This window comes from Heliomicrobium undosum (assembly GCF_009877425.1).
Taxonomy (GTDB): domain Bacteria; phylum Bacillota; class Desulfitobacteriia; order Heliobacteriales; family Heliobacteriaceae; genus Heliomicrobium; species Heliomicrobium undosum.
This window is the reverse complement of sequence record NZ_WXEY01000014.1, coordinates 56,499-82,132: the sequence shown is the minus strand read 5'-3', so window position 1 is coordinate 82,132 and position 25,634 is coordinate 56,499. Positions and strand designations below refer to the sequence as shown.

The window sequence follows — 25,634 nt, the reverse complement described above, 5'->3', positions numbered from 1 at the left end:
AAATGACAATTTTTTTGAACAACTGTCGTTTCCGACAATCGTTCCTTCTACCGCTATCCTCTGACACACTTACGTCTGACAACGCTTGCGCATCAGCGACCAGCAGCGGAATTGATTGGTTTCGCACGCTTTTGATTCGCAACTGTTCGATTTTCAAGGACCGTTCAGGCGGCGAACGTTTTGGTTCACTTTGCTTCGCCTTCCTGTTTTTCACCGCCTTGCAGCGGCGACGTTTGCTATTATGGCATAAGGGAGAGATAAAGGCAAGCATCAATTTTTTCCAAAAGGCACTTTTTATGATCCTATCGCCGCTGAAAGCGTTTATACTTAGAAAGGACACATCCGCAGTGTAGCGCTGGAATTGTCTATCGTATGCCCCGCGTTAGGTTTTATCATACGCCGGCGGCATTCTTGCACATAGCGAATCTCTTATTCATCAACAAGGCATCTCGAATAACGGCAGGACACTTGCACTACAGCAAGACAACTTGCGCATCATCAAGATTAAGTCGGAGGGCAGCCCATGAACGAAAGAACAGAAAAAACACTACAGGACGAATACACCAGCCGGGTCGTAGAATCGCTCATTCGTTGGGATAACGAGATGCGCGACACCCGAGCAGGCTTCTTTGACAAGATGACGCGCAAACTCCAGCAAAAGGTCGATGATCTAATACCGGAATCGATCCATAAGGCCATCACGGTGGCCCTGGAGACGGTGGTCAAAGGATTTCTGGCCGGCATTGCCCTGCTGCCCGCTTCCACAGAACCGCGTCCAGGCGCACTTGCGCAAATGGATGATGAGGCGCAGCGTATCATTGATAGGTATAAAAAGATTGCCGCCATCGAAGGCGCGGGCACAGGGATGGGCGGTGCTGTCCTTGCCGCCGTCGACTTCCCCGCTCTGATCACCATCAAATTGAAGATGCTTCAAGAGATAGCCTGGCTCTACGGCTATGACGCGCGCACACCCCAGGAACGAAATTACCTGGTCCATGTCTTCCTGCTGGCCTTCGCATCGGGCGATGTGCAGCGCGAGATTTATGAGACAGTCCGCCGCTGGGACCGCCTGCCGGTGACCAGCTTGAGGCCGGAGAGCAGTCAATTTGACTGGCGGCGTTTTTATAAGGAATACCGCGACGGTATCGACACGCGCAAACTGCTCGGCTTTTTGCCTGTCGTCGGCGCTCCTGTCAACGCCTGGGCCAACTACTCACTGGCAGGGGACCTCGGTGAGACGGCGCAAAAGGCCTTCCAACTGCGCTTTCTCCAGCCGATGGTCAAGGAACTGCAGCGAGACTAGCCCTGTCTCGCCCCGGCAGTCTCTTCCTCGCCCAGCCGGAAATAGAGCAACGCCGGTATGACAATGATCGCCGCGCAGGCCAGGTACATGCCGGGGAGACCCGCCAGTTTGGAAACATAGCCGAGCACGATAGAACCAAGGCCGATGCCCAGGTCGAAGGCGCTCATCAAGGTGCCGTTGGCGGCGCCCCGCCGGAAGGGGGGCACCCGGTTGATGGCCATGGCCATCAAGGTGGGCTGGACGATGCCGAAACCGACACCCATCGCCACAGCGGAAAGAATGAACAACGCTATACCTTTGGCCAGAAAGAGCAGCACGAAAGCAATGATCATGCTGATAAAACCGATCATCATGATCTGTCTTGGTCCCTTTCGGTCGAAGGCGCGACCGGCCCAAGGGCGGATCACCAGCAAGGTTAAGGCGTAGATAAGAAAGTAAACGCCGGCGTTGGGCACGCCGATCTCTTTGGCGAGCAGTGTGATAAAGGAGACAATGCCACCATAGACGATGGCAACGAACCCCATCACCCCGGATAAGGAAAACACGGCAGGTTCAAAGAGGGTGGCCAGCGATAGGCCGGCCTTCTTTTTTTTCGCCTCCCCGGCGCTATCTGCCGGCCGAAGCTCCGGTTTTCGAGGGGCGGCCTCATAGGATACGCCAGCTAAACTGAGCAGCCCCAGGAGGGCTAGGACGAGACTGGCGCCAAACAGGGCCGAAAAGCCGCCCTTGTCGAGGACGAAGAGGCCCAGGCTGGGGCCGGCGGCCATGGCCAAGGTGTTCGAGAGGCCGTAGTAGCCGAGCCCCTCACCGCGCCGTTCGGCAGGCACCACATCGGCGGCCACCGTGCCGGCGCCCGTTGTGGTAAAGCCCCAGGTCATGCCATGGAGCGCCCGCAGCAGAAAGAGCCCTGTCAGACCGGCGATGATCTGGTAGGCGGCCGTGGCTAGGCAAAAGGCGATGAGCGCCAAAAAAAGCACCTTTTTTCGCCCGACGGCATCCAACAGGTAGCCGGAGAGCGGGCGGACCATGACCGCCGTCAGGGACAGGATGCCGATGATGTACCCCACGCTGCTCTCGTCTCCGCCTAAGCCGCTGGTGACGAATACGGGCAGTGTAGGCAAGAGAAAGTAGAAACTGGTGAACATAAATAGATTCGTCAGGCAGATAAAAATGAAGCTTTTTGTCCATAACGGCGCGGCATGGCGCGGGGCTTCGACTCGGTTCATGTTGATTGCTCCATTCTCATGATGTTTCTCCCGTCACGGTGGTTGACATTCTATGGCGGTTTAGGCCCTGCAGCGTTCACGACCTTCGCAGTGCAGTACACCTGCTCTTTACACCCTTCGCAGGATATACCTCCATTATTCTTTCCCACCGCTCAAGATCCTGCACACACAACCATTTCTCTATTTAGCGCCGGAAAGGCCACATTGAGCGACAACGCCTGTTTCGCCTGTTGACATGCCTGTATACATGATTATCATTATTTTCACAGGCATCTTTTTCCTCAAGAAGATATAAAAGGAGGATGATACCCTTGGCGACCGGACGGTTCACATGCACCCTGAGCGCAGAAAAAGAGTATCCCCTCGGCGCACCCATTCTGGTGAAGTTTGTCCTCAACAACGAAACGGATGTTGACTATCATGTGCTGGCCTGGCGAACCCCGCTGGAAACGTTTCGAGGCGACTACCTGATCGTAAACAAAAACGGCAAACCGGTTCCCTATGACGGCCCCCTCGTCATGCGCGCCGATCCGCATCCCCAACACTATATCCGGGTTCCGGCAAAGGGAACCGTATCAACGGAAATCGATCTCACGCGCGCCTACCACCTCGATGAACCGGGCCACTACACCGTGCAAATCAATTCGGATCTGTTGGATCACTACGCCGGCCAACGACTCATGGAACCCAAATCGCGCGATACCTTCAACACCCACAAGCTTGTCTCAAACGTGGCGACCTTCCGGATCGTGGCCGGCGCGCAACCGAAGAAAACGGAAGGACAACTGCAGCGGGAGAAAGAACCGAAGCAGATGTTTTCCCCGGTTCAGGCGCAGAAAGCCAACCGCCCCAACCCGCCGGTGGCGCCAAAAATGCAGGGCGGGGACGCCAACAAAAGGCGGGCCGTCCAAAACGCCCATGAAGGGGCGACCACCTTCGCCTACGCCTGCGCGAACCTGTTGAAGACCTCTGATTACTATAAAAACAAAAACTATGTCACCTGGTTCGGCGCCGTCGACCAAACACGCCAGGAAAAGGTGACCGGCAATTACCAAAAGATCTACGACACGCTGATCAGTGACCAGTTCACCTACTACCTCGATGGCGGCGACTATTGCGAACCCGGCGTGATCGCCTACACCTACAAGTACTGCCGATCCGTCTATTTCTGCGGCGGTTTTTACAATTACCCCTTTATCGGCATCTTCTCCCAGATGGGGATCGTCCTCCATGAACTCACCCATGCGGTCACCGGAACGGACGATGTGGTCTATGGCACAGGCAACTGCAAGAACCTGGCGAAAAACGATTCCGCCAAGGCGGTCAAGAACGCCGATTCGTACCGCCTCTTCACGGAAACGACCTTCCCCTTCGACATGGGCTTCGATGCCTCGGCGGTCCTGCCGAACGGGAAAACCTATGTCACCTTCGCCAACCTCTACGTCCGCTACTCTGATTCCTCGGCGAACCAGTTCGACGCCGGCTATCCCAAACCGATCCGGGGCAACTGGGGCGCCCTGCCAGAATCGTTCAACCAGGGATTTGACAGCATGGTCGTCCTGCCCAACGGCAAAATCTATGTAACCAAGGGTAGTCAGTACGTGCGCTACTCCGACAACAACGCCAGCAAGGTCGATGACGGCTACCCGCTGCCGATCAGAGGCCATTGGGGCAACCTGCCCGACAGCTTCAATCAGGGTTTTGACGCCGCCGTCGTCCTGCCCAACGGGAAAATCTACGTCACCACGGGAAGCCAATACGTCCGCTACTCCGACAAAACGGCCGACACGGTCGATGAAGGCTATCCGCTCTCGATCAAGGGTCACTGGGGCAACCTACCCGACAGCTTCGACCAGAGTTTCGACACCGCTGTTGTCCTGCCGAACAAGAAAATCTACGTCACCAAGGGCAGCCAATATGTCCGCTACTCCGACAACAGCGCCGGTACGGTCGACGGCGGCTATCCGCTCCCGATTCAAGGACATTGGGGAAAAATGCCTGACGCTTAGCCTGCTAGTTGGATGGACGTAACGCAGCATCGCCCTACATAAAAAGCGTTTCAAAATACCCCCTGCCCCCCAAATAACAGCCGAATCGTGCCAGATAAAAAAGGCCCGCCGCGATCCTCTTGGATAACGGCGGGCCTTTTGCATGCCATTTACAGGCGTATTCCAGACGCTTTGCCATGCATGCACGGTTGCCAGCGCTGTCCTATTCCTTGCTCCCCGGGCTCAGTTCCAACATGGTGGACTCACTCACCATATCCTTCGGCAGCGGCGCCGGTTCGCCCAGGTAAAACCCCTGGCCGTACTCGATCCCCATCTCGCGGATCAACTGCCAGATGCGGTCATTCTCCACATACTCGCTGATGGTCATCTTTCCAAGGGAGTGCACCAATTGATTGATCCCCTTGACCAACGCGCGGCGCTCGGGATCCTGATCGATCGACCGGACGAAAGAGCCGTCGATCTTGATAAAATCCACTGGCAGTTTGTTCAGATAAGCGATCGACGAATAGCCGCTGCCGAAGTCATCGAGGGCGAAGCGGCAGCCTAAACTCCGCAACTTTTGCACCCACTGTTCCGCCGACATGAGATCGCGGATGGCGGCCGTCTCGGTGATCTCAAAGCCGAGCCTCCCGTGAATGGCCGGCGTGTTCTGGACGGTCTCTTCGATGAAGTTCAGGATCTCCTTATCACCCAGGCTCTCTCCCGACAGGTTCACATATAGCCGCAACTGGGTGTTTTTCTCTAAAAAGCGCACCGCCTCGGTGACGACCCAGCGCTCGATGTCGCCCATCAAACCGAAACTCTCGGCAACGGGAATAAAGGTGGCCGGAGAGATCAACTTGCCGTTTCCGTCGCGCAGCCGCAACAACGCCTCATAATGCTCGATGGCGCCGTCAGAACTGCGCACGACAGGCATGAAAAAGAGTTGGAATCGCCCCTCCCGGTCAGCGCCGCGGACGATCTGAATCAGGCGGCTCGTCTCCTCCAATCGGGAGAACATGCGCTCATTGGCGTAGGCGACGACGACCTGGCTGCGCCCCGCCATCTTGGCCATATGCAAAGCCGCCCCGGCCCGGCTCAGGACCTGGCGGACATCCTGGTGTCCATTGATTTCGGCGACACCGATGCTGACGGTGAAGCGCAGGTCACAACCTTCGAGAACGGGACAGAGATCGCGGTCCTTGACGACGCGGCAGAGGTTCGAGGCGATCTGTTCCGCTTCCGCTTCGGCGACACCGTGCAGGATGAGGCCAAACTCGTCGCCGCTCAAGCGGGCCAGCACATCGTCGCGGCGGATCTGGCTCCGCAATAGCCGCGACAGGTTGGTCAAGAGCCGATCGCCCATATCATGATCCAGCAGATCGTTCACGAGATTGAATTTATCGACATCGATCAGCAAAAGGGAACTGGCTGTCCCCTCTTTCGCCAGCCGCCGCGCCCGTGAAAGAGCGCCGTCGAAGTAGTAGCGGTTGGGGATACCAGTCAAATAATCGTGGGTGGCGAGGTGCTTCAGGTGTTTTTCCGTCTCTTTCTGTTCGCTCAAGTCCCTGGCGACGCCGGTCACATAGAGCGGATCCCCATCGACGCCGCAGACCAGCGAAGCGTTGACGCTGTACCAACGCCAACCGCCGTCGGATTGCCGCAACCGAAATTCGGGGCCGGGACGGACTGTGCCCAGGCGCTTCACCTTGCTGAAAAAAGCCTTGACGTTTTCCTGATCTTCGGGGTGGACCACATCGTTCACCGAATAGCCCAACAGTTGCTCCAGGCTGCTGTTGCGCCTGGCAGCGCTGGGCGTGATCCGGCTGATCACCCCGTCGAGCGAACAGGTAAAAATGGCGTCATAGGTGCTTTCCTGTACCGCGCGCAGTTCTTCTTCCGCAAATTGAACCAACCCACTGCTGCCCTTGCTCACTTTGCTTTCAATCATGCGGATCATCCCCGGCATTATTATTTTACCGTCGCCTGTGGTCTAGGTTTTGGCCTTTCCCGTAAGGTATTTTGTAAAACAAGCTAATAAAAGACGAATAAAAGAACAGTGAAAGGCTAGTGAAAGCGTACCATAAGGCGCTACGTTTTGACTATATATTTTTATTCGTAAAACCCTAAAAACATATTAAACAATAGACTGTTAAAAAATTAAAACAGCGTAAGCAGGTTTGAAATCTCCCCTTGTCGAATAGAACATCAGAAAATGTCGATAAAACGAGAAATGTGGGCAATGAATGTAAAAAAAAGGTGACCCATCCGTAGCGACAAGAAGGTGGTTCATGGATGGACTCGCGTTTTGAGAGGAGCGATGGTTATGGGATTACGGACACGGTTGCTGCTTTTTATCGTACTACCCGTCATCATTGGGATCGGACTAATCAGTGCCTCCTCTTACTGGGGCGCGAAAACTGCCTTAGATCAGCAAATCCGCCAGACGATCGCCTTGACTACAGAACATACTAAACATGAGTTGGAGGGCTGGTTGCTGGACAAGCAGTCGACCGTCACGGCGCTGGCGCACTCCTTCAGCAGCAGCGGCATCACCTTGGAGGAACAACGTCGCAACCTGGAAAAACTGCGTCAACTTCATCCGGGGATGCGGGACCTGACGGTTACCTATGCGGACGGGCGCTTTATCAGCGCTTCCGGGTGGACGCCTCCCGCCGGATTCGACCCACGGCAACAGGTTTCCTATCAAGTGGGCAGCAAGGGGCAGGGAATCGGCTATACAGACATCCATGACGATGTCAAAACAAAAAGCCCCGTCATCAGCATTGTTACGCCGATCACGGTTGGCGGACAAATCGTCGGCGTGGTGGCGGCAGACCTCGACTTGAAGGCCATCTATACATTGATCAGCGACAAAACAGTGGGCCAAACGGGATATCCCTATGTGATCGACCGGAAAGGATTTCTTGTCGCTCACCCGTCGTTGCAGCATACGGACAACCTCTTCACGGTAGACGGAGGCGGCCTGGCGGAAGCAACGAAGAGCTTCCTGGCCGGTGAACCGACCTTTGCGCAGCGGCCCTATAAGGGCGTGGAAAAGTTTTACTCTTCTTCCCCGCTCGAGATCAGCGGCTGGGCCGTTGTCACTTCCGTTCCCGTCAAAGAACTCTTTGCGCCCATTAACGCCCTCGCCGCTCGCGCACTGATGCTGAGCCTGATCACCCTTACTGTGTTGACCGTGATCATCATCTTCGTCACCAACGACATCACCGCTTTCCTTCGTAAACTGGCTGCCGCCATGAAAGGGGTGGCCGAGGGCAACCTCACAGTTGGCGAAGGCGAACTGCACCAATCAACGACGACGGAGATGCGGGAACTGAACGAGAACCTGTGCGCCATGGCAAGCCAACTGCGGCAACTGGTCAAAGGCGTATCCGAGTTGGCACAAGCGGTCGCGGCCTCAGCCGAGGAGTTGACCGCCAGCGCCGAGCAGTCCTCTGCCGCAGCCAACCAGATCGCCGAGTCGATCAGCGCCATCGCCACCGGCGCCGATGACCAGTTCAATTCAGTAAAATCAACGACGAGCGTCGCCAGCCAGTTGGCCGAGGAGATCCAATCGGTGTCCATCGGCGCCAAAACGGTGGAAGAAGCGGCTGAAAAGACGACCGTTGCCGCCAAAAAAGGCGGCCGAGCCGTCAAGGCGGTGATCAACCAGATGCACCGGATTGAAAACACGGTCACCCAGTCGGGCGACATGGTGTCCAAGCTGAACGAGCGCTCCCAGGAGATCAACGAGATCGTGGCCGCAATCCGCAACATCGCTGAACAGACCAACCTGCTGGCCCTCAACGCCGCCATCGAGGCCGCCCACGCCGGCGAGATGGGCCGCGGCTTCGCCGTCGTGGCCGAAGAGGTGCGCAAACTGGCGGAAGAGTCGAAGGACTCGACCCAAAAGATCACCAATTTGATTCAGACGATTCAAAAAGAGACGGAAGCCTCTGTGAACGCCATGTCCGTGGGGATCAACGAGGTCCAGTCAGGAACAAAGGTTGCTCAGGCGGCCGGGCGCGAGTTCGGCATCGTGGAAAACCTGATCGACGAAGTGGAAAGCCAGTTCCGGGAGATCTCCGCCACCGTCCAGCAGGCCTCTGCCGGCGGCCAGGAGATCGTGGCCCAGATGGAGCACATCGAGTCCATCGTCCGCGAAACGACGGGACAAACGCAAAACGCCGCCGCCTCGACAGAAGAGCAGTCGGCGTCGATGGACCAGATCGCCCTATCGACCGAGAGCCTGGCGAGGATGGCCGAGGCGTTGCAGGCGTCGGTGCAGCGGTTTCGGATTTAGGGGGCTTCAGTTACTCAGGTAGCTTAAGGCGCATGGGATGCGTAAAGCGGCTCAGGAAGCTTTAAGGGTTCCGCGGTCGCCGTTGCTTCGGATTCGGCTACTTTTGGATCACTTGTTACGTTGCGATTCTCTTTCATTCCTTAACACCGCCAACAGGCAGGAATGCCTGTTGGCGGTGTTTTTGCGTCTTATGAGAGTCCCATTTATTTTAGGACGATGTTTCACTACTCATCCTTTTTACGCCGTGGCCGCGCTTGGAACGGTATGAATCTGTTTCAGTTCCTTATCGGACAGTGCCTTGATCAGATCCAGGATGATGATGATCCGGTCATCGTTTTTCCCAATGCCTTTGATATAGCCGTCGCAGTTATGGGTGATGCTGCTAGGCAGCGGCTCAAAGTCCTCGTCCTTCAATTTGAATATGTCGGTGACATCATCGACGATGAACCCGACGATGGCGCCGTTGTTGTTCAACGCGATGATCTTGCTGTCTTCGCTCACACCAGTGTCTGCGTAGTGAAACCGCTTTTTCATGTTGAAGACGGGGACGGCTTTCCCCCTCAGATTGATAATTCCTTCCAACCCGTTGGATGCGCTGGGGATCTTGACGATGGTGTAACTTTTTAGCTTGAGAATGCCGTTGACAATATCGATGTCAATCGCAAATTCTTCTCCGCACAATTCGAAGGTAACTAACTGAAGAACCGCCAAAGGATTCACCTTCTTCACACAATAAATTTATCGCTATTTCGAGGCCAGGTTCTCTAGGCTGTCGGAAAGGGTAGCGATGTCCTGGAGACTTGCGCTGACTTCTTCGATGGCCGAGGCTTGCTGCTGGGTGGCGGTGGTCGTCGAGTCGCCCATCTTGACCGTGTGGGCGACGGATTTTTTGATTTCCAGGGTGAATTCCTTAATCTTGTTGACGGTCTGTTTCGAGTCGTTGGACAGCTTGCGGATCTCCTGGGCCACGACGCCGAAACCGAGCCCGGCGTCTCCCGCTTTGGCGGCTTCAATGGCGGCGTTGAGACCCAACAGCCGGGTTTCGTCGGCGATTTCCTTGATGAAATCGATGACTTCATTGATCTTTTCCGTCAAATTACTGACGCTTTGAATTTCACTGTTCAACTTCAGTTGGTTTTCGTTCACTTCGTTGGCGGAGGCGGCCATCTGCTCCATCGTCGCGGACATCTGGGTGATGTTTTCGTTGAGGACCCGCGCGAGGCCACCGAGCTTGTGCTGGTCATACCAGGTCTTGGTCATGTTGTTGGCTATGGTCCACAGGACGTTGGCGGCCGCTTCGATCCGCTCGTAGGTGAGTGTTTTGACTTCTTTCACGGCCTCTACATAGGCGTCGGAGTGGACGCCGATCTCCCGGGCGATCCGCTCGTATTTTTCCAGTTCCGGCGCATGGGACAGGATCTGCCCGCCCAGGATGGTCCCGATCTGTCTGCCCTCCAGCATGATGGGCACGGCAAAATCGATCAGGCCCGCGTGGCATTCATAGATGTAGGGCTTGCCGGTTCGCGCCGCCTCTTCCCCGCCTTTGCGGTGAGATTCGGCGCACCGCTTGTCTCCGATTTCGGTGGAATGGGTGAAGTCCATGCAAAAACGGGTGTACCGGCTCGGTTTCGTCACCGGCATGCCGTCAAGATCGACGGTGACGCTGGCCAAGCCGATCCCGGTGGCGAAGTCGTCCTGGAATTTTTGCAAAAACTCGATGTCGATGACATCGGTGATTTTCACGTTCGCCAAGTCGAAGTGATCTTCTGCTGCGTGCATTGTTTCCTTCATTGCAATATTCCCTCCTGAGTGTATATTGAGAAAATTTCGGACATGGGGGCGATGAATGGGGGAATGGGGGAATGGGGTGATGCCATGGGATCATGCGTATGAATCATGCCAAAGTCTAGTTGTGAGTGACACCGTGTATGGCACTTGTGTATGACACTAGAAAAGAATCTCTTTTTTCGGAATCGTCAATTTTCCAGACAATTTGCCGTGGTTTTTTATCAGGGGCATGCTGTGCGCTGTGTAACCCGTCCCTATCTATGTACTATGTCGCTATCTGTACTAGTCTCCACCACCCTTTCATATCAACTGCATCGTGACAGGAGGAGCCCTGCGGTATCCCAAGGGAAAAATATAACCTATTTGGAAGTCATGTGATTGAGGGAACTATATCAGTATGATATATTACTTTTTGATGCTTTTCAACAGATAAGTGCGCATCCTGGACGGGCATTTTCTGGTAATGATTTCTCTCTCGCCGCGTGTTGGCGGAGTCAATGCGTTTAAAAGCGAACAGACAAGACACCCCCTGGGAAATCTCGCAATGGAATCGTTGCGAACCCAAGGGGGTGTCCGTTTTTTACGGTTGATTAGACGACGTGTTCAGATTCAAAACGAAATGTTTTAGCTGAAGCGTCTACTATAGGAGGGCCTGTCTTTTTTTGTGCGTTTTTCCGCCGCTGTTCAAAAATGTGGTTTAGGCAGCACGGAATCCTTAAAAGAAAAGGACGACACGAGTTTATTTAATAAAGAAAGCAAATAGCGCAATGATAAACCAGAAAAAACAACCTAGGGTGACCATAATTCCCAAATACAGCGCTGTTCCTTTCTGATCTGAATTCTGCCGGCTCCATCGATAAAGATTAAAAATATGCAAGGCAGCTGTGACGATAATAAAGCCCCTGCCAAGAATGGCAGAGGCGCTAAAAAAGCATATTGCGGAATCTGTGATCTTTAATCCCTCTAGATTACCTTACTCATACCGCAACGCATCAATCGGATTCAAACTCGCCGCCTTCCTCGCCGGGTACACCCCGAAAACGACGCCGACGAGCATGGAGAAGAAGAAGGAGAAAAGCACTGGCGTCAAAGTCACTTTCGTCGTCAAGGCGGTCATGCTGCCGATCAGTTGGGAGCCGCCGACGCCGATGATGATGCCGATGATGCCGCCAGCGAGGCTGAGGACGATGGATTCGATGAGGAACTGACGCAGGATGACGCCGCGGGTGGCCCCGATGGCTTTGCGGATGCCGATCTCGCGGGTGCGCTCGGTCACTGAGACGAGCATGATGTTCATAATGCCGATGCCGCCGACGATGAGGGAGATGGCGGCGATACCGGCGAGCAATGAGGTCATAATGCCGGTGATCCCCTGGGCGGTGTTCAGGATCTGGGCCTGGGACGTGATGGAGAAGTCATTGTCCTCTCTGGTCGAGAGATTGTGCTGGATGCGCAGGGTCGATGTCACTTCCGCCTGGGCCTGGTCGATGACGTCGGTGGAGAGGGCGGAAACGTAGATGGTGTTGACCTTGGTCATGCCGAAGAGGCGGTTCATGGCGGTGGTGACAGGGACGAAGACGCGGTCGTCGTTGTTGGTCATGCCGCCGCCCTGGCTCTCCAGGACGCCGATGATGGTGAAGGGGATCTGCTTGATCTCGATCTTCTGGCCGATAACGCCGGCGTCGCGGTCGCCAAAGAGGTTTTCCACCACGTTGGCGCCGACGATGGCCACATTGGCCTGGCCCTGGACCTCATATTTGTTAAAAAAGCGTCCCGCCTGCAACTCTGTGCTGCGAACACGGGGGTAGTCGGCGCTCGTGCCCTCGACGGTGGCGCTCATGTTCTGGTTGCGGTAGACCAGTTGCGCCTGCCTGGTTACGCTCGGGGAAACGGCGGACACGCTGCGGAGCTTGGATATGGCGTTGGCGTCTTCCGGCGTCAAGGTATTCAAGGTGCCGGCGCCCATGTGAACGCCGCCCTGGGAGGCCTGGCCGGGTGAGACGATGAGGAGGTTGCTGCCAAGGCCCTGGATCTGGTCGGTGATGCTGCTGGAAGCGCCCTGACCGATGGCGACGAGGGTGATCACGGCGGAGACACCGATGATGATGCCGAGGGCCGTCAAGAAGGAGCGCATCTTGTTCACCTTGACGCTGCGAAAGGCCAGGCGGATCGTCTCCCGGATGTTCACGCGCAGGCCACCTCCCCGTTAACGGCCTCCCCCTTTCCGGCCTCCCCGCCGCCAGCCAGCCGGCGCTGGGTGACGGGACTGTCTTCAATGATCTTGCCGTCGAGGAAGCGGACAACCCGCTTGGCGTGTTCGGCCACTTCCGCTTCGTGGGTGACGACGATGACCGTCTTGCCGGCGTCGTTCAGTTGCTGAAAAATGCTCAGGATCTCCGTCGTCGTCTTCGAGTCGAGCGCGCCCGTCGGCTCGTCAGCGAGCAGGATGACGGGGTCGTTGGCCAGGGCGCGGGCGATGGAGACGCGCTGCTGCTGGCCGCCGGAGAGTTCGTTCGGCTTGTTGTGGATACGGTTGGCGAGGCCCACCGCTTCCAGGGCGGCCAGCGCCCGCCGGCGCCGGTCCTTGGCGCTGACGCCGGCGTAGAGCATGGGCAGTTCCACATTTTCCACGGCTTCGGTCCGGGCGAGCAGGTTGAAGCTCTGGAAGATGAAGCCGATCTTTTTGTTGCGGATGTGGGCCAGTTCGTCATCAGCGGCTTTGGAGACGGCTTGACCGTCCAGGTAGTATTCGCCGAGGGAGGGCTTGTCCAGGCAGCCGATGACGTTCATCATCGTCGACTTGCCCGAGCCGGAGGGGCCCATGATGGCGACAAACTCACCTTCATTGATCTCCAGGCTGACGCCGCGCAGCGCCCGGATCTCCTGATCGCCGATGCGGTAGTGTTTTTCAATGTCCTGGAGGCGGATGACCGGGTTCATGACTACTTCCCTCCCCCGGTTTTGACGGCAGCGGCGCCGTTCGACTTGGCCGCTCCGAAGTTGAAGGCGCCGGCAGACGCTTTTTTCTCCGTCGAGGTGTTGGAAAGGGCATAGCGCTCACCTTCGCTGAGGCCTGCGACGATCTCGACGCGGTCTGTCGAGAAAAGGCCGGTGACGACGGGGCGGAAGACAGGGGCCGTGTTTTTGCTGGAACGGCTGTTCTGATCAGATTGAGCGGTTTGCGCAGATTGATCGCTTTGACCGCTCGCGACACTATCAGGTGCCACATAGACGCCGGTGACGCCATCATGCTCCTTCAAGGCCTGGGCAGGGACGAAGATGACGTTTTGGTGGGATCCCGTGGTGATAGTGACGCTCGTTGTCATGCCGGGCTTGAGGAGTCCTTCGGCGTTGTCGACAGAGAGTTGCACGTTGTAACTGGTGACGCCGTTTGTCGTAACCGCCTCTGGGTAGACCATGAGCACGGCGCCTTGGAAGGTCTTGTCGGGATAGGTGGAGACGGTGAACTCGGCCGGCTGGCCGCCCTGGATTTTGCCTACGTCGCTCTGGCTGATCTGGGCCATCACCTGCAAGTTGTCGCCGTTCGCGTCATTGAGGACGACGAGGGGTGTCGCGGCGGAAGGCAATTCGCCCACATTGCCGTTCACCTGGGCGACGATGGCGTCGATAGGGGACGTCAGCTTCAGGTTATTGAGGGCCACCTCCTGCTGGCGGAGCGCGGCCTGGGCCTGGGCAACCGTCGCCTGAGCGGCGGTGATGGCGGCGCTGTCCGGGGGGGCCAGGGTCTGGTTCATCTGGGCCACGGTCGCGTTGTAAGCCGCTTCGGCCTGGTCGAGGCTGTTTTTCACCTGGTCCAGTTGGGCCTTGGCCTGGTTGCGGTTTTCAAAGTTCTGCTGAGCATAGGTCAGGGCTTGTTTGGCGGCGTTGTGGCTGGCCTGGGCCTGATCGACCGAGGCTTGCGCCTGGTTAACGGCGGCCAGTGTCTGGGCGAGGACGTTGGCATCCGGCCCGGCCTGCAGGTCGGCCAGTTGCTTCTGGGCGTTGGCCAGGTTGACTCTTGACTGGTTGTAGGAGGACTGGGCCTGGTTGTAGACCGATTCGGCCTGGCGAATGGCGGACGTGTTGGCTGTCGGCAACCCATCGGGGCCGATGGGGCCCGGCGTGGCGTAGGCGTCGTTCAACTGGATGCGAGCGTTGTTCAACTGGTCCTCGGCGATGACTAACAGCCGTTCGGCCACCTCAACGGCCGTCCGGGAGGCGTTCAAGGTCGCCTCAGAGGGTCCGGCCTGGGCGGCGGAGAGTTTGGCCTTGGCGGCTTCCAGGCCGGCCTGGGCATTGCGCAGTTGGATGGCCGTCGTATCGACCTGGTTCTGGGCGTTGACGACGGCCTGCTGGGCGGCGCTGCGGTCGTTGTAGAGGACCAATTGGTTTTCATAGGCCTGCTTCGCCCCGTCCCAGGCGGCTTTCGCCTTGTCCACGTTGGCCTGCTGGAGGGCGACGGCCTCTGCGGTGGCGCCGCGGCGGGTCTGTTCCAGCTTGGCCTGGGCGGAGGCGACGTTAGCCTGGGCGCTGGCGATCTGGGCGCGGGCGTTGGCGTCATCGAGGGTGGCGATCGTCTGGCCGGCCTGGACGCGATCGCCCACCTTGACGGCGACGGAGGTCAGCCGGCCGCCGCCGGCGGTGAAGCTCAGTTTAATCTGCTGGGGCGTCTGAATCGCGCCGGAGGCGGAGACTGTTTCGGTCACGTCTCCCAGTTCAACAGCGCTGTACTGGACAGCCTGCGCGCTTTCCCGTGCAGCCGACTCGCGCGCGTAGTAACCGTATCCGGCCCCTGACAGGACGATCACAGCCAGCGCGGCAGCGATCGCCTTTTGCCTCGGTGTAGACATCAGGCATTGCTCCTTACTTTACTTTCGATTTCCTGTGATATATTGTAAGACCTATCGATACAATGTTATTGTACTATTCAGTGCAATCGGCAACCAGCACTGTCTTATCGGAAAAGCACCCATTGCCTGCCAAAGTCGGCATAGGGCTGGTCGGGCAAATTTTCTCGTGGACTCTTAGCGATGGCGCTGCGGAGCGAAAGCGATTATCCGGCAAATTCACGTCAAATCGGCCCCTTTATACAAAATACATGACCTTTGTCAACACCCTTTTTAAGAAAAACGTTGAGAGAACCAGAGATTCCTCGCTAGCGGGCAAGAAGATCGGCTCCACCTGCGCGGAATGCTCCCAGAAGCCTGAATTCCCTTATCCAGCGCTTCCTTGCGCTGATCCGCCCATGGAAGGGGCCGCAAAAATCGTTTACAATAGGGATTAAAAATGACCCCGACTCAATACATTGATATCACACTGGTCATTTTTGTTGTTCTTTCACCGGTATACTTGTTGTTCTATCAACGGGCGTGCAACGAACTGCTTTATTTCTTCCAACGTATAGGCATCACCCGTCGTTGTTCGTCTTCCCCATGGCAAAAGGAGAGGAAAAAACTACTTGGGTAAGCAAGCAGTTGCCTTGCTGAAACAGGCCAACTACACGGCGCTCCAGAGCGCACTCGGAAACTACTTTCTCGCCGTGCTCAAATGGGTTGCCTTCATGGCGACTGGTTCCCCGGCCATGCAGGCCGAAGCGGTCCACAGCTTCAACGACGGTTCCGCCCAGGCGGCCGTCTTCACCGGATCCGTCTTCGCCGCCCGCAAACCAACGTCCACCTTTCCCAACGGTTTCGGCCGACTGTCCAATCTGATCGTTCTCTTTGTCGCCCTTTTCATGGCCTACAACGCCCTGCGCACCATCCAATCGGCCTACGGCGCCATGCTGCACCCCCACCCCGTCTCCGGCTTCTGGTGGAACCAGGCTGTCCTGCTCGCATCGCTGCTTGTGGACGGCTTCGTCCTCTACCAGGCCATGAAGGACATCGGTCGGGAGGCCGAATCGGATGCCCGGGGCTTCGCCCTCGTCCGCTTGTCCTTCTCCAAGTATCACCTGGCCTCGCCGGAAACGCGCCTCGTCTTTTTTGAAGACCTCCTGGCCACGGTCGCCATCGTCATCGCCAGTTCCGGCATCACCGCCGCCCATCTGGGCGTCGCCCCGTGGGGCGACGGGTTGGCCGGCGTAAGCATCGGCGTCCTGCTGTTCGGGATCGCCCTGAAGATCGCCTCGGAGAACGTCAAGGGCCTCATCGGCTATACGGCGCCGGAAGAGGTGGTCGACGAGATCGGTGAAGCGATCATGGAGGTGGAGGGCGTCGAGGACCTCTACGAACTGGATGTCGTTCAGGAAGGTTCCTACCTCGATGTGGACGGCACGATTGAATTGCCTGAAGACATGTCTGTCTCCGAAGCGGAAGACGTGAAATATGAGATCCAGCGCCGCCTCAAAAAGATATACCCCAACATCCACAATGTGACCCTGAGCGTCCATGAAGATGATGCTTTGAGCCGCTGGGGTTCCCGCGAGTATGGGCGATTGCGCCGAAAAGTCAATCCCGTCGCGGCAGCCGCTGACGACGAAACGAATATGCACAATGTGCAGCCTTTCAAAAAGCGTGCCCGAAGCGCCAAGGCCGCCGGCGCGAAGGTGACCCGAGTTTCCAGGACGGCAGGCCTGAAGGTGTCCCCTGCGCCTGCCGCCAAGGCCGGCAAAGCAGTGATGACCGTCACCGCTGCTTCTAACTGTGAAAACAGCGGTGACAATGTGGCCGCCAGTTAACCTGCTTCCCCCACTCGTTCTTCCTGCTTACGCGGGAGGAGCGTTTTTTTTATTCTGGAGGACCTTTCCTGCCTTAAAGGGACGCGCCGGCACATAAGCCTGTTACCAGGAGGTGACGGTGATGAAATTTATCGGCAAGGATGGCGCCTACATCGGAAAGCAGGTCCTCCTGCGCAGCCGCGACGACGATATGCGGCATCTGCTCCACGACCTCGATGGGGAGCCGGAAGGCCTTGAAGAAAACACGAATTGCCGCCATCACGACGACGAAGGGAGGATTCCCGAACCGACCGGTCGATAAGCATGCCCCCCCAGGCCGCTATGGGCTTTGGGGGGCTGTTGTTTTGTTAGTCTTTGTTTCCCTTTAGGGGCGTAACTTTTTCTAAGCGCATTACATGGCGAGAAGCGCCGGCAGGGAGGCGTCGCGATGACTCTGCTCAGACGCATCTTGGGAAAATCCCGCTTTTGGCTCATCCGGCGGAGAACGCTGTTTCTCTTGATCAGCATCGCCGCCTTGCTGATCGCGGCTGCAGGCGTCTACGCCTATCTTCAACCCCCAGACCTCCCGCCGGGTCCGGCGCCGGACAAACTGCCGCTCGAAGGAAAAAAAATCCTGATCGATGTGGGCCACGGCGGGATCGACAGCGGAACAAACACAAAGGAAGGCTTCCTGGAGAAGACAGTCAACCTGGAGATGTCCAAAATCCTGAAGCCGCGCCTGGAAGCGCTGGGGGCCAAGGTCTTGCTCAGCCGCGAGAGCGATGTTGATCTCAGCGGCCTGGCGCCTGACCATCCGCAGCGCTACCGGACCGACCTGACCAACCGTGTCCGCTGGGCAAACGATAAAGAGGGCGATCTGCTCCTGAGCCTGCACATCAATTCAGCCCGCGATCCCCAGATGCGCGGCGCCATCCTCCTCTACCACCCCAAAACACCCTTTACAGACCAATCGAAGGAACTGGCCCACACCCTGCAAAAAGAGTTGAACGGCTATTACGCCCACTATGCCAAACGGGGCGAGTTTTACCGCCACCAGCCTTATGGCGGCGACTTCTTCGTTCTCGAGTACGTCAAGATGCCATCGGTTATCGTCGAAATGGGCTTTATCACCAATTACCAAGACCGGGCGCTCTTCTTGAAAGCCGACTTCCGCAACGCCCTTGCCCAGAAGATCGCCGACGGTGTTGTCAAGTACGTCAACCAGGAACCAGTGAAGAAGACCTTCTTTGAGTGGTTGTGGCCGGGCTGGGGGCATCAGAGCGATGGGCCGGGCGATGGTCCTGGCGAAAGCGCCGCCGATATGGTCTTAGCCCCGGCGCCGCAAGCTGGCAGCGCCGTGATCGGCGATCCGCAGGCTGATCCAGCAGCATTACCGCCTAAAGGCAAGCTGGCCATCATCATCGACGACCTCGGCAACTACGCCGGCGGCGTTGAAGAGATCCTGGCCGTTAATCGCCCGTTGACTGTGGCCGTGATGCCCTTTTTCAAGGATTCGAAACAACTGGCGACCCGGGCCCACCACCTCGGTTTTGAGGTGATGATCCACATCCCCATGGAATCGGATCACGTGCCTACGGCTTGGCACGGTCCTCGTTACGTCACCGCCAATATGCAACGGGAACAGATCGCCGCTCTCCTCGATGACGCCCGCGATGTGATGCCCTTCGCTTCTGGCGTCAACAATCACATGGGCATCGTGATCAGCCGTGATGAGGCCTCTGCCTTGACGACGCTGGAGGAGATTAAAAAGCGGCAGTGGTACTTCGTGGACAGCGTCACCGTCTCCGATTCCGTCTTCCCCCGTCTTGCCAAGGAGATCGGCGTGCCGATCATCCGGCGCGATGTCTTCCTCGACCATGAGAAGAACGACGTGAATTACATCAAAGGCCAACTGATGAAAGCGGGTCGGCTCGCCCTCAAGCAGGGGCAGGCTGTCGCCATCGGCCACGTGGGAAGCCGGGGCAAGACGGCTGCCCAGGCCATCCGAGAATCGATCGGCCCGCTGGAAAAGATGGGTGTTGATCTCGTATTCGTATCCGATTTGGTGAACAGTCACAGCGCCGCCCACGACGCCGCTTTAGTCAAGGGCAACCTCTCGGCAACTAAATGATGGGATCCCCGGCGCGAATGCTGCGACTGGGCAGGAAAAGCAATGCTTCATCGCGAATCTAGGTTATGGAATTTAAGGCAAAACAAGTATTCTAACGATTTCGAACACGAAGGAGGCGATTCCCCTGTTCACCACAGTCTGTGACTTCCTCATGTACTGGCGGTATGAGGCGGAGTCGACACAGCGAATGATGGACGCGCTGACTGACGAATCGCTTCAGCAGGCTGTCACCGCTCAGGATCGCACCCTCGGCCGTATGGCTTGGCACATCGTCGCCACCATCCCGGAGATGCTGGAACGGACTGGCCTATCGCTGGAAGTGAACATTGATGAATCGACCGTTCCCGCTTCGGCCCGGCAGATCGCCGACGGCTACCGTCAGGCTGCGGAGGCTCTCGCCGCCGCCGTCGAGCGCCATTGGTCCGACGCCAATCTCCAGGAGGAAAAAGAGCTTTATCCGGGCGAACGTTGGACCAACGGTTTTACCCTCGGTGTCCTCATCCGCCACCAGTCTCACCACCGCGGCCAGATGACGGTGCTGATGCGCCAGGCCGGCCTCACCGTTCCGGGTGTCTACGGCCCCTCCCGCGAGGAATGGAGCGGCTACGGCATGGAAGCGCCCAGCGTTTGATCTGTCAGAATAGGAGTTCCGACCCGTTATCAAGGATTGCAACCCTTTCTCTCCGCCGCACAACCGGCGGAGTTTTTTTACATGTTTTTTTCGGTGCAGCGCATCATAGGAAATGACTTGTTCCGTTCGGGTAAACCGTTCCGTGATTTTGTTCTCCAAGTGACGCTGCGCCCTGAAAAGACCGCTCCCTGGAAAACATCCCGAAATTCATACAGTAGAAAGGAGGCTTCTCGACTTGGAAATCCTCAGACGGTCAAATATGGCTTTGCTTTGGCTGCTCGTCCGCCTATGGGTCGGCTATCAATGGTTGACTTCCGGTCTGGAGAAAGTGAATAATCCGGTCTGGACCGGTGATAAGGCCGGCGTGGCCGTAACGGGATTCTTGAACGGCGCTTTGGCCAAGGCCGGTGAAGGCGCCCACCCGGAGGTCCATGGCTGGTATGCTGACTTTATCCGCGCCGTGGCGTTGCCCAATGCCAAGTTGTTTTCCTATCTGGTGGCTTACGGCGAGGTGCTTGTCGGCATCGCCCTGATCCTCGGTTTCTTCACCTATTTTGCGGCATTGGCGGGCGCCATCATGAACCTGGCCTATCTTTGGGCCGGCACATCGAGCACCAACCCGGAGTTGTTGGCGCTGCAACTGTTCCTCCTCACCGCCGGCCCCGTCGCCTGGGCGATCGGCCTGGACCGGTACGTCATGCCTGCCCTCCAGCGACGAATATCTCCGGGGTAAAGGGGCAATGCCTGCCCCTTTACCTACGCAACAAGATTGGACATGCCCCGATTTTCCTTTGGGCAAACCGGTCTCCATCCGCATAGGACCTTAATTACATACGAATGGATTGTTAAATTTCCTATTGTGATAGGAGGAACAATCGCTATGTTGTCGAAATATCGTAGAAAAGGTCGTGTTATGCGCCGGTGATGACCGGTTTGCTTTTTTAAGGAGTGTGATCCCATGATTCTCACCGAAAAAACAGCGGTGGAACTTACGGAGTTTATCAACCGGCAGACGGGCTATCATTCGATTGTCTGTGATACCACGGGCCGCATCATCGCTGATTCCAGCCATACCCGTGTAGGGAATATGCATGCCGGTTCTAAGAGAATCATGACAACCGACATCGATACGATCTCGATTACGGAAGAAGATGAGATCAACTCAGGGGGCGCCGTAAAGGTAGGCATCAATCTGGCCGTCAAGGTGGACGGCGTCAAGATCGGCACCTTCGGGATCGGCGGCAAGCTAGAGTTGGTGACGCCCGTCGCCAAGGTGGCCTCTGGGCTGCTGGCAAAAATGCTCCACGACGACGAGATGAAATCGACACTGCAAACGGTTATCGGCGAAATCACGGAGTCGCTGGAACGGGCCATGGCGGCGGTCCAGCAGATCACGGCCTCGTCGCAGGAACTGGCCGCGAACAGCCAGGCCCTGGCCAACGTCACTGTCGAGACGCTGGAACATGTCAAGGCAACGACCAACATCATTGGTTTCATCCAGCGCATCGCCAACCAGACGAAACTGCTCGGCCTCAACGCCTCCATCGAAGCGGCCCGCGCCGGCGAGCAAGGCCGGGGATTCGCGGTAGTGGCGAACGAGGTGCGCAAACTCGCTGAGGAAAGCGGCGGTTCCGCCCGCGAGATCAATACCCTTTTAAGCCAGTTCAAGGGGAACATTGAAAAGGTCTCCGACGGGGTCATGCAAAACAGCACTGTTGCCGAAGAACAGGCGCGAGCCACCCAGGACATTGCCGGCATGGTCGAGGTGCTCAATGAGGCGGGCAGAAAGCTCGCCGAATTGGCGGAAAAATTGTAACTCAATGGGCTTGTCCAACCTATCTATGATAGAAAAGCCTCTGACCGGCAACGGCAGAGGCTTTCTTAGCGACGAAAAAGCCGGCTGATCTGCCGGCTTTTTCTCATTTCGCTGTATTCGCTTCATAAGGCTTAGTACGCTTTATTGCAAGGGGCATCGTCGTGACTCTTCGTTGTGAGTCATTGTCGTGAGTCATGAAACTGTTGATTGTTACATCGGTCTCGACGGCTCAGAGATTTCGCCGAGGGCATCACCGGCTTCATTGCGGTAAATGTTTGTCACGGCCAAGTCACCGAGTGAGACGATGCCGACCAGCCGGTCCTTTTCAATGATGGGCAGACGCCGGATCTGCCTGTCCGACATCAGGTCGGCGGCCGCGTGAATGTCCATGTCGGGCGTGCCGGTGATCGGATCCTTCGTCATCGCCGACTGAATGGTCGTGCCGCGGGGATCCATTCCTTTGGCGACGACGCGCAGGACGATATCTCGGTCGGTGATGATGCCGACACACTTTTGACCTTCTACGACAGGGACTGCGCCAACGTTGAGCCGGGTCATGATCTTGGCGGCCTCGATGATGGTTTCGTCAGGCCGAACGGCCGAAATGCTGCGGGTCATGATCTCACGCAAAGGACGCAACGCCCATCCCTCCTTCGATTCGCTTTCGAAGGTTAGGATGGCTTTTTTTGCGGCTTTCATGCCTGCCAGTTCTTTCGGCCCTTTGAAGCCGGGCAGGAAACAGTCGGGTCCGTCGCTGAACAGACGTTTGTCAGTCGCCGCTGCGACGCCGTTGTTACAATCGCTCCAGGGCGAGACGTCCGATGTCCCTGCGAAACTGTACGCCGTCAAAACGGATCCGTTCCACTTGCCGGTAGGCCAGGTCGATGGCTTCACGGATGGTCGGCCCTTTGGCCGTCACGCCGAGGACGCGCCCGCCAGCCGTGACGATTTGGTCGTCCTTAGGGGCTGTGCCGGCGTGGAAGACCTCGACACCGGGCAGCGCATCGTCAAGCCCGGAGATGGGCTTGCCTTTTTCGTAGTCCCCCGGATAACCGCCGGCGGCCATGACGACACAGACGGTGGCGTCACTGCTCCATTCAATCTGCTGCTGATCGAGGCGGTTTTCCAGGATAGCCTCGATGACGTCGACTAGGTCGGTCTGCATGCGCATCAGCACCGGCTGTGTCTCGGGATCGCCGAAGCGGGCGTTGTATTCGAGCACCTTCGGCCCCTGGGCGGTGACCATCAGTCCGGCATAGAGGACACCCCGGTAGGGCCGCCCCTCGGCTTTCATCGCCTGGACGGTGGGCAGCAAGACAGTCTTCTCGACTTCACGAGCCAGTGCCTCCGTGTAGACGGGGGCGGGCGAATAGGCGCCCATGCCGCCTGTGTTCGGGCCCTGGTCGCCGTCGAAGATGCGCTTGTGGTCCTGGGCGGACACCATGGGGATCACATGATCGCCGTCGGTGAAGGCCAGGATGCTCACTTCCTCGCCTTCCAGGAACTCTTCAATGACGACGCGCCGTCCGGCGTCGCCGAAGGCGTTGCCCTCCAGCATGGAGCGGACGGCCTCCTTCGCTTCGGCCACATCGGCGGCGACGATGACACCCTTGCCCGCTGCAAGGCCGTCGGCTTTGACTACACAGGGGCAGCCTGCTTCGGCGAGACGGGTGGCAGCCAGTTTGTCGATAAACTGGAGGGCAGGCTCGATCTCGGTGAAGACACCGTAAGCGGCCGTCGGGATGTCGTATTTCTGCATCAGATCCTTGGAAAAGGCCTTGGAGCCCTCGATTTCAGCCGCTTTTTTCGTAGGTCCGAAGATGCGCATCTCATGGTCATTGAAGACATCGACGATGCCTGCCGACAGAGGCGCTTCCGGCCCGACGACAGTCAAGTCGATGCGCTTTTCCCAGGCGAAAGTCAGGATGCCGGTCACGTCATCGGCTTTGATATCGACGCAGTGCGCGATCTGGGCGATCCCGGCGTTGCCGGGGGCACAGTAGACCTCGGCGACGCGGGGGCTCTGCTTCAGTTTCCAGACGAGGGCATGTTCCCGTCCGCCGCCGCCGACGACGAGGATTTTCAATCCAGTGGCTTTCAATTGTTTCACCTTCATACCCCCTTAGTGCTTGAAGTGGCGCATTCCGGTGAAGACCATGGCGACGCCGAGACGGTTGCAGGCTTCGATCGATTCGGCGTCACGAACCGAACCGCCTGGCTGGATAACGGCGCGGATCCCGTAACGGGCAGCCGTTTCCACCGTATCTTTGAAAGGCAGGAATGCGTCAGAGGCGAGGACAGCGCCTTGCGAGGCTGGGCAGTTGTCGCTATCGACGCCGTTGTTGCCGCCGAGGGCCTGAGAGTCTTTCGCCTGTTCGAGGGCGATCTGGGCCGAACCGACGCGGTTCATCTGGCCGGCGCCGACGCCGATGGCCACGCCGTCTTTGGCGATGACGATGGCGTTTGACTTGACATGCTTGACGACCTTCCAGGCGAAGAGCAGGTCGGCCAGTTCCCCTTCTTCCGGCGCCCGTTCGGTGACGACCTGGATTTGATCAGCGGTGACGGCGCCCAGGTCGGCCTCCTGGACGAGGAAACCGCCGCGGATCTTCTTCACATCGGCTGTCGCCGGAGCGCTGTTGGCGAGAGGTCCTGCTTCCATGATGCGCAGGCCCTTTTTCTGCTGGAGGATCTCGATCGCCGCTTCGTCAAAGGAGGGCGCAATGACAGCCTCCATAAAGGTCTTGACGACCTCGTTGGCGGTGTCAGCGTCAACGGCGACGTTGAAGGCGATGATGCCGCCAAAAGCGGAGACCGGGTCGGCGGCAAAAGCCTTTTCATAGGCTTCTTTTAAAGTGGCTGCGACGGCGACGCCGCAGGGGTTGTTGTGCTTGATGATGGCGGCTGCGGGCCGGTCGAATTCGCGGGCCAGTTCCAGGGCGGCGTTCAGGTCGAGGAGGTTGTTGAAGGACAGTTCCTTGCCCCAGCGTTGTTTTGCCGTTCCGGCGCCAGCGCCCTGGTAGCCGGTTTCGCGGTAGAAGGCGGCCTTCTGGTGCGGGTTTTCGCCATAGCGCAGGTCCTGCACTTTTTCCACCTTGCCGGGGGCGAAGATGCCTGCGAAGGGGTCGCCCTCGCCCTCTTCAGCCGCCAGGTAAGCGGCGATGGCGGCATCATACTCGGCCGTATGGGCGAAGGCTTCCCGGGCCAAGGCGCGGCGGGTCGCTTCCGAGACGATTCCGCTCTGTTGCAGTTCGGCCAGCACTGCTTCGTAACGGGCCGGGTTGACGACAATGGCTACCGACTCGTGGTTTTTCGCCGACGCCCGGACCATAGCCGGTCCGCCGATGTCGATGTTCTCGACGGCGTCTTCCCGGGTCACGCCCGGCTTGGCGACGGTCTCGCGGAAGGGGTAGAGGTTGACAGCCACCACGTCGATGGGGACGATGGCATGGGCCTCCAACTGGGCGAGGTGTTCCGGTGTCCGGCGGGCCAGGATGCCGCCGTGGACTTTCGGGTGGAGGGTCTTGACGCGGCCGTCGAGGATCTCGGGAAAACCGGTGATCTCGGTCACATAGGTGACGGGAACGCCGGCGGCCTTGATCGTCTTGTATGTACCGCCGGTGGAAACGATTTCAAAACCGAGTTCAGCCAAACCCCGGGCGAATTCCACGACGCCGGTCTTGTCGGAGACGCTGATAAGGGCGCGACGGTTCATGGTTTACCTCCCTAATTTCGGTTCAAGAAAAAAGCCGGAAAGGCTTCGAAAGACTGCAAAGGAATTCGAAAGATT

At 57.6% G+C, this 25,634-nt stretch carries 20 protein-coding genes; 10 read left to right on the top strand and 10 right to left on the bottom strand.

Going from position 1 to position 25,634, the window contains the following annotated elements; all coding sequences use genetic code 11:
• On the top strand, positions 1–353 hold a 353-nt coding region (locus GTO91_RS17850), incomplete at its 5' end, for a hypothetical protein (protein ID WP_207709023.1).
• Positions 354–523: 170 nt separating this feature from the next.
• Positions 524–1,303 carry an EcsC family protein gene (locus tag GTO91_RS12395; protein WP_161259039.1) on the top strand — a complete coding sequence of 260 codons (780 nt, stop codon included), beginning with the start codon at positions 524–526 and terminating at the stop codon, positions 1,301–1,303.
• On the opposite strand, the gene GTO91_RS12390 is transcribed toward GTO91_RS12395, so the two are convergent.
• Entirely contained in the window at positions 1,300–2,529 is a 1,230-nt protein-coding gene (locus GTO91_RS12390) for an MFS transporter (protein WP_161259038.1), read from the bottom strand. The genes GTO91_RS12395 and GTO91_RS12390 overlap by 4 nt on opposite strands.
• Positions 2,530–2,840: 311 nt before the next feature.
• Between GTO91_RS12390 and GTO91_RS12385 the strand changes: the two genes are divergently transcribed.
• Positions 2,841–4,538, top strand: coding sequence for a M35 family metallo-endopeptidase (locus GTO91_RS12385; protein ID WP_161259037.1), 1,698 nt, complete (start codon positions 2,841–2,843; stop codon positions 4,536–4,538).
• 202 nt (positions 4,539–4,740) lie between these two features.
• On the opposite strand, the gene GTO91_RS12380 is transcribed toward GTO91_RS12385, so the two are convergent.
• Complete coding sequence (locus tag GTO91_RS12380; protein WP_161259036.1) at positions 4,741–6,468, bottom strand: putative bifunctional diguanylate cyclase/phosphodiesterase; 1,728 nt, start codon at positions 6,466–6,468, stop codon at positions 4,741–4,743.
• Positions 6,469–6,843: 375 nt separating this feature from the next.
• Here GTO91_RS12380 and GTO91_RS12375 point away from each other — a divergent pair, with 375 nt between their 5' ends.
• Positions 6,844–8,823, top strand: a complete 1,980-nt coding sequence (locus tag GTO91_RS12375) for a methyl-accepting chemotaxis protein (protein ID WP_161259035.1) — start codon at positions 6,844–6,846, stop codon at positions 8,821–8,823.
• A gap of 237 nt (positions 8,824–9,060) precedes the next feature.
• On the opposite strand, the gene GTO91_RS12370 is transcribed toward GTO91_RS12375, so the two are convergent.
• The 5 genes from GTO91_RS12370 to GTO91_RS12350 form a co-directional block, all read right to left on the bottom strand.
• Positions 9,061–9,534 carry a chemotaxis protein CheW gene (locus tag GTO91_RS12370; RefSeq protein ID WP_161259034.1) on the bottom strand — a complete coding sequence of 158 codons (474 nt, stop codon included), beginning with the start codon at positions 9,532–9,534 and terminating at the stop codon, positions 9,061–9,063.
• Positions 9,535–9,567: 33 nt separating this feature from the next.
• On the bottom strand, positions 9,568–10,614 hold the full coding sequence (locus GTO91_RS12365) for a PocR ligand-binding domain-containing protein (RefSeq protein ID WP_161259033.1): 1,047 nt from the start codon (positions 10,612–10,614) through the stop codon (positions 9,568–9,570).
• Between the two features lie 970 nt (positions 10,615–11,584).
• A complete protein-coding gene (locus GTO91_RS12360) occupies positions 11,585–12,799 on the bottom strand; it encodes an ABC transporter permease (protein ID WP_161259032.1) in 1,215 nt (404 codons plus the stop codon).
• Entirely contained in the window at positions 12,796–13,551 is a 756-nt protein-coding gene (locus GTO91_RS12355) for an ABC transporter ATP-binding protein (RefSeq protein WP_161259031.1), read from the bottom strand. Before GTO91_RS12355 ends, GTO91_RS12360 begins: the two co-directional genes overlap by 4 nt.
• A gap of 2 nt (positions 13,552–13,553) precedes the next feature.
• Positions 13,554–15,461, bottom strand: coding sequence for an efflux RND transporter periplasmic adaptor subunit (locus tag GTO91_RS12350; protein WP_161259030.1), 1,908 nt, complete (start codon positions 15,459–15,461; stop codon positions 13,554–13,556).
• Between the two features lie 608 nt (positions 15,462–16,069).
• Here GTO91_RS12350 and GTO91_RS12345 point away from each other — a divergent pair.
• The 6 genes from GTO91_RS12345 to GTO91_RS18690 all read left to right on the top strand — a co-directional run bounded on the left by GTO91_RS12345 (position 16,070) and on the right by GTO91_RS18690 (position 21,844).
• Positions 16,070–17,287: a cation diffusion facilitator family transporter gene (locus GTO91_RS12345; protein ID WP_161259029.1), complete on the top strand. Its 1,218-nt coding sequence runs from the start codon at positions 16,070–16,072 to the stop codon at positions 17,285–17,287.
• Positions 17,288–17,408: 121 nt separating this feature from the next.
• Entirely contained in the window at positions 17,409–17,588 is a 180-nt protein-coding gene (locus tag GTO91_RS12340) for a hypothetical protein (RefSeq protein WP_161259028.1), read from the top strand.
• 126 nt (positions 17,589–17,714) lie between these two features.
• The gene (locus GTO91_RS12335) at positions 17,715–19,397 is read left to right on the top strand and encodes a divergent polysaccharide deacetylase family protein (RefSeq protein ID WP_161259027.1); all 1,683 of its coding nucleotides are present in this window, start codon (positions 17,715–17,717) and stop codon (positions 19,395–19,397) included.
• 187 nt (positions 19,398–19,584) lie between these two features.
• Positions 19,585–20,028 carry a DinB family protein gene (locus tag GTO91_RS12330; protein WP_235919574.1) on the top strand — a complete coding sequence of 148 codons (444 nt, stop codon included), beginning with the start codon at positions 19,585–19,587 and terminating at the stop codon, positions 20,026–20,028.
• A 235-nt stretch (positions 20,029–20,263) separates the two neighbouring features.
• Positions 20,264–20,761: a DoxX family protein gene (locus GTO91_RS12325; protein ID WP_235919573.1), complete on the top strand. Its 498-nt coding sequence runs from the start codon at positions 20,264–20,266 to the stop codon at positions 20,759–20,761.
• A 225-nt stretch (positions 20,762–20,986) separates the two neighbouring features.
• Entirely contained in the window at positions 20,987–21,844 is an 858-nt protein-coding gene (locus GTO91_RS18690) for a methyl-accepting chemotaxis protein (protein WP_161259026.1), read from the top strand.
• Positions 21,845–22,054: 210 nt separating this feature from the next.
• Here GTO91_RS18690 and GTO91_RS18685 read toward each other — a convergent pair whose 3' ends face one another.
• The 3 genes from GTO91_RS18685 to purH are packed head-to-tail and all read right to left on the bottom strand — an operon-like array spanning position 22,055 to position 25,559.
• A complete protein-coding gene (locus GTO91_RS18685) occupies positions 22,055–22,693 on the bottom strand; it encodes a CBS domain-containing protein (RefSeq protein ID WP_328793804.1) in 639 nt (212 codons plus the stop codon).
• A complete protein-coding gene (purD, locus tag GTO91_RS12310; RefSeq protein ID WP_161259043.1) occupies positions 22,638–23,930 on the bottom strand; it encodes a phosphoribosylamine--glycine ligase in 1,293 nt (430 codons plus the stop codon). The genes GTO91_RS18685 and purD overlap by 56 nt, the downstream gene beginning before the upstream one ends.
• 36 nt (positions 23,931–23,966) lie before the next feature.
• Positions 23,967–25,559, bottom strand: coding sequence for a bifunctional phosphoribosylaminoimidazolecarboxamide formyltransferase/IMP cyclohydrolase (gene purH, locus GTO91_RS12305; RefSeq protein WP_161259025.1), 1,593 nt, complete (start codon positions 25,557–25,559; stop codon positions 23,967–23,969).
• Positions 25,560–25,634 lie beyond the last annotated feature (75 nt).

What these genes read in the sequence shown, in the direction of transcription:
- GTO91_RS12350 (WP_161259030.1), bottom strand. Translation starts at nt 15,461, where the DNA reads ATGTCTACACCGAGGCAAAAGGCGATCGCTGCCGCGCTGGCTGTGATC.
- GTO91_RS12395 (WP_161259039.1), top strand. Translation starts at nt 524, where the DNA reads ATGAACGAAAGAACAGAAAAAACACTACAGGACGAATACACCAGCCGG.
- GTO91_RS12390 (WP_161259038.1), bottom strand. Translation starts at nt 2,529, where the DNA reads ATGAACCGAGTCGAAGCCCCGCGCCATGCCGCGCCGTTATGGACAAAA.
- GTO91_RS12340 (WP_161259028.1), top strand. Translation starts at nt 17,409, where the DNA reads ATGAAATTTATCGGCAAGGATGGCGCCTACATCGGAAAGCAGGTCCTC.
- purH (WP_161259025.1), bottom strand. Translation starts at nt 25,559, where the DNA reads ATGAACCGTCGCGCCCTTATCAGCGTCTCCGACAAGACCGGCGTCGTG.
- GTO91_RS12365 (WP_161259033.1), bottom strand. Translation starts at nt 10,614, where the DNA reads ATGAAGGAAACAATGCACGCAGCAGAAGATCACTTCGACTTGGCGAAC.
- GTO91_RS12335 (WP_161259027.1), top strand. Translation starts at nt 17,715, where the DNA reads ATGACTCTGCTCAGACGCATCTTGGGAAAATCCCGCTTTTGGCTCATC.
- GTO91_RS18690 (WP_161259026.1), top strand. Translation starts at nt 20,987, where the DNA reads ATGATTCTCACCGAAAAAACAGCGGTGGAACTTACGGAGTTTATCAAC.
- GTO91_RS12375 (WP_161259035.1), top strand. Translation starts at nt 6,844, where the DNA reads ATGGGATTACGGACACGGTTGCTGCTTTTTATCGTACTACCCGTCATC.
- GTO91_RS12380 (WP_161259036.1), bottom strand. Translation starts at nt 6,468, where the DNA reads ATGATTGAAAGCAAAGTGAGCAAGGGCAGCAGTGGGTTGGTTCAATTT.
- GTO91_RS12355 (WP_161259031.1), bottom strand. Translation starts at nt 13,551, where the DNA reads ATGAACCCGGTCATCCGCCTCCAGGACATTGAAAAACACTACCGCATC.
- GTO91_RS12330 (WP_235919574.1), top strand. Translation starts at nt 19,585, where the DNA reads ATGATGGACGCGCTGACTGACGAATCGCTTCAGCAGGCTGTCACCGCT.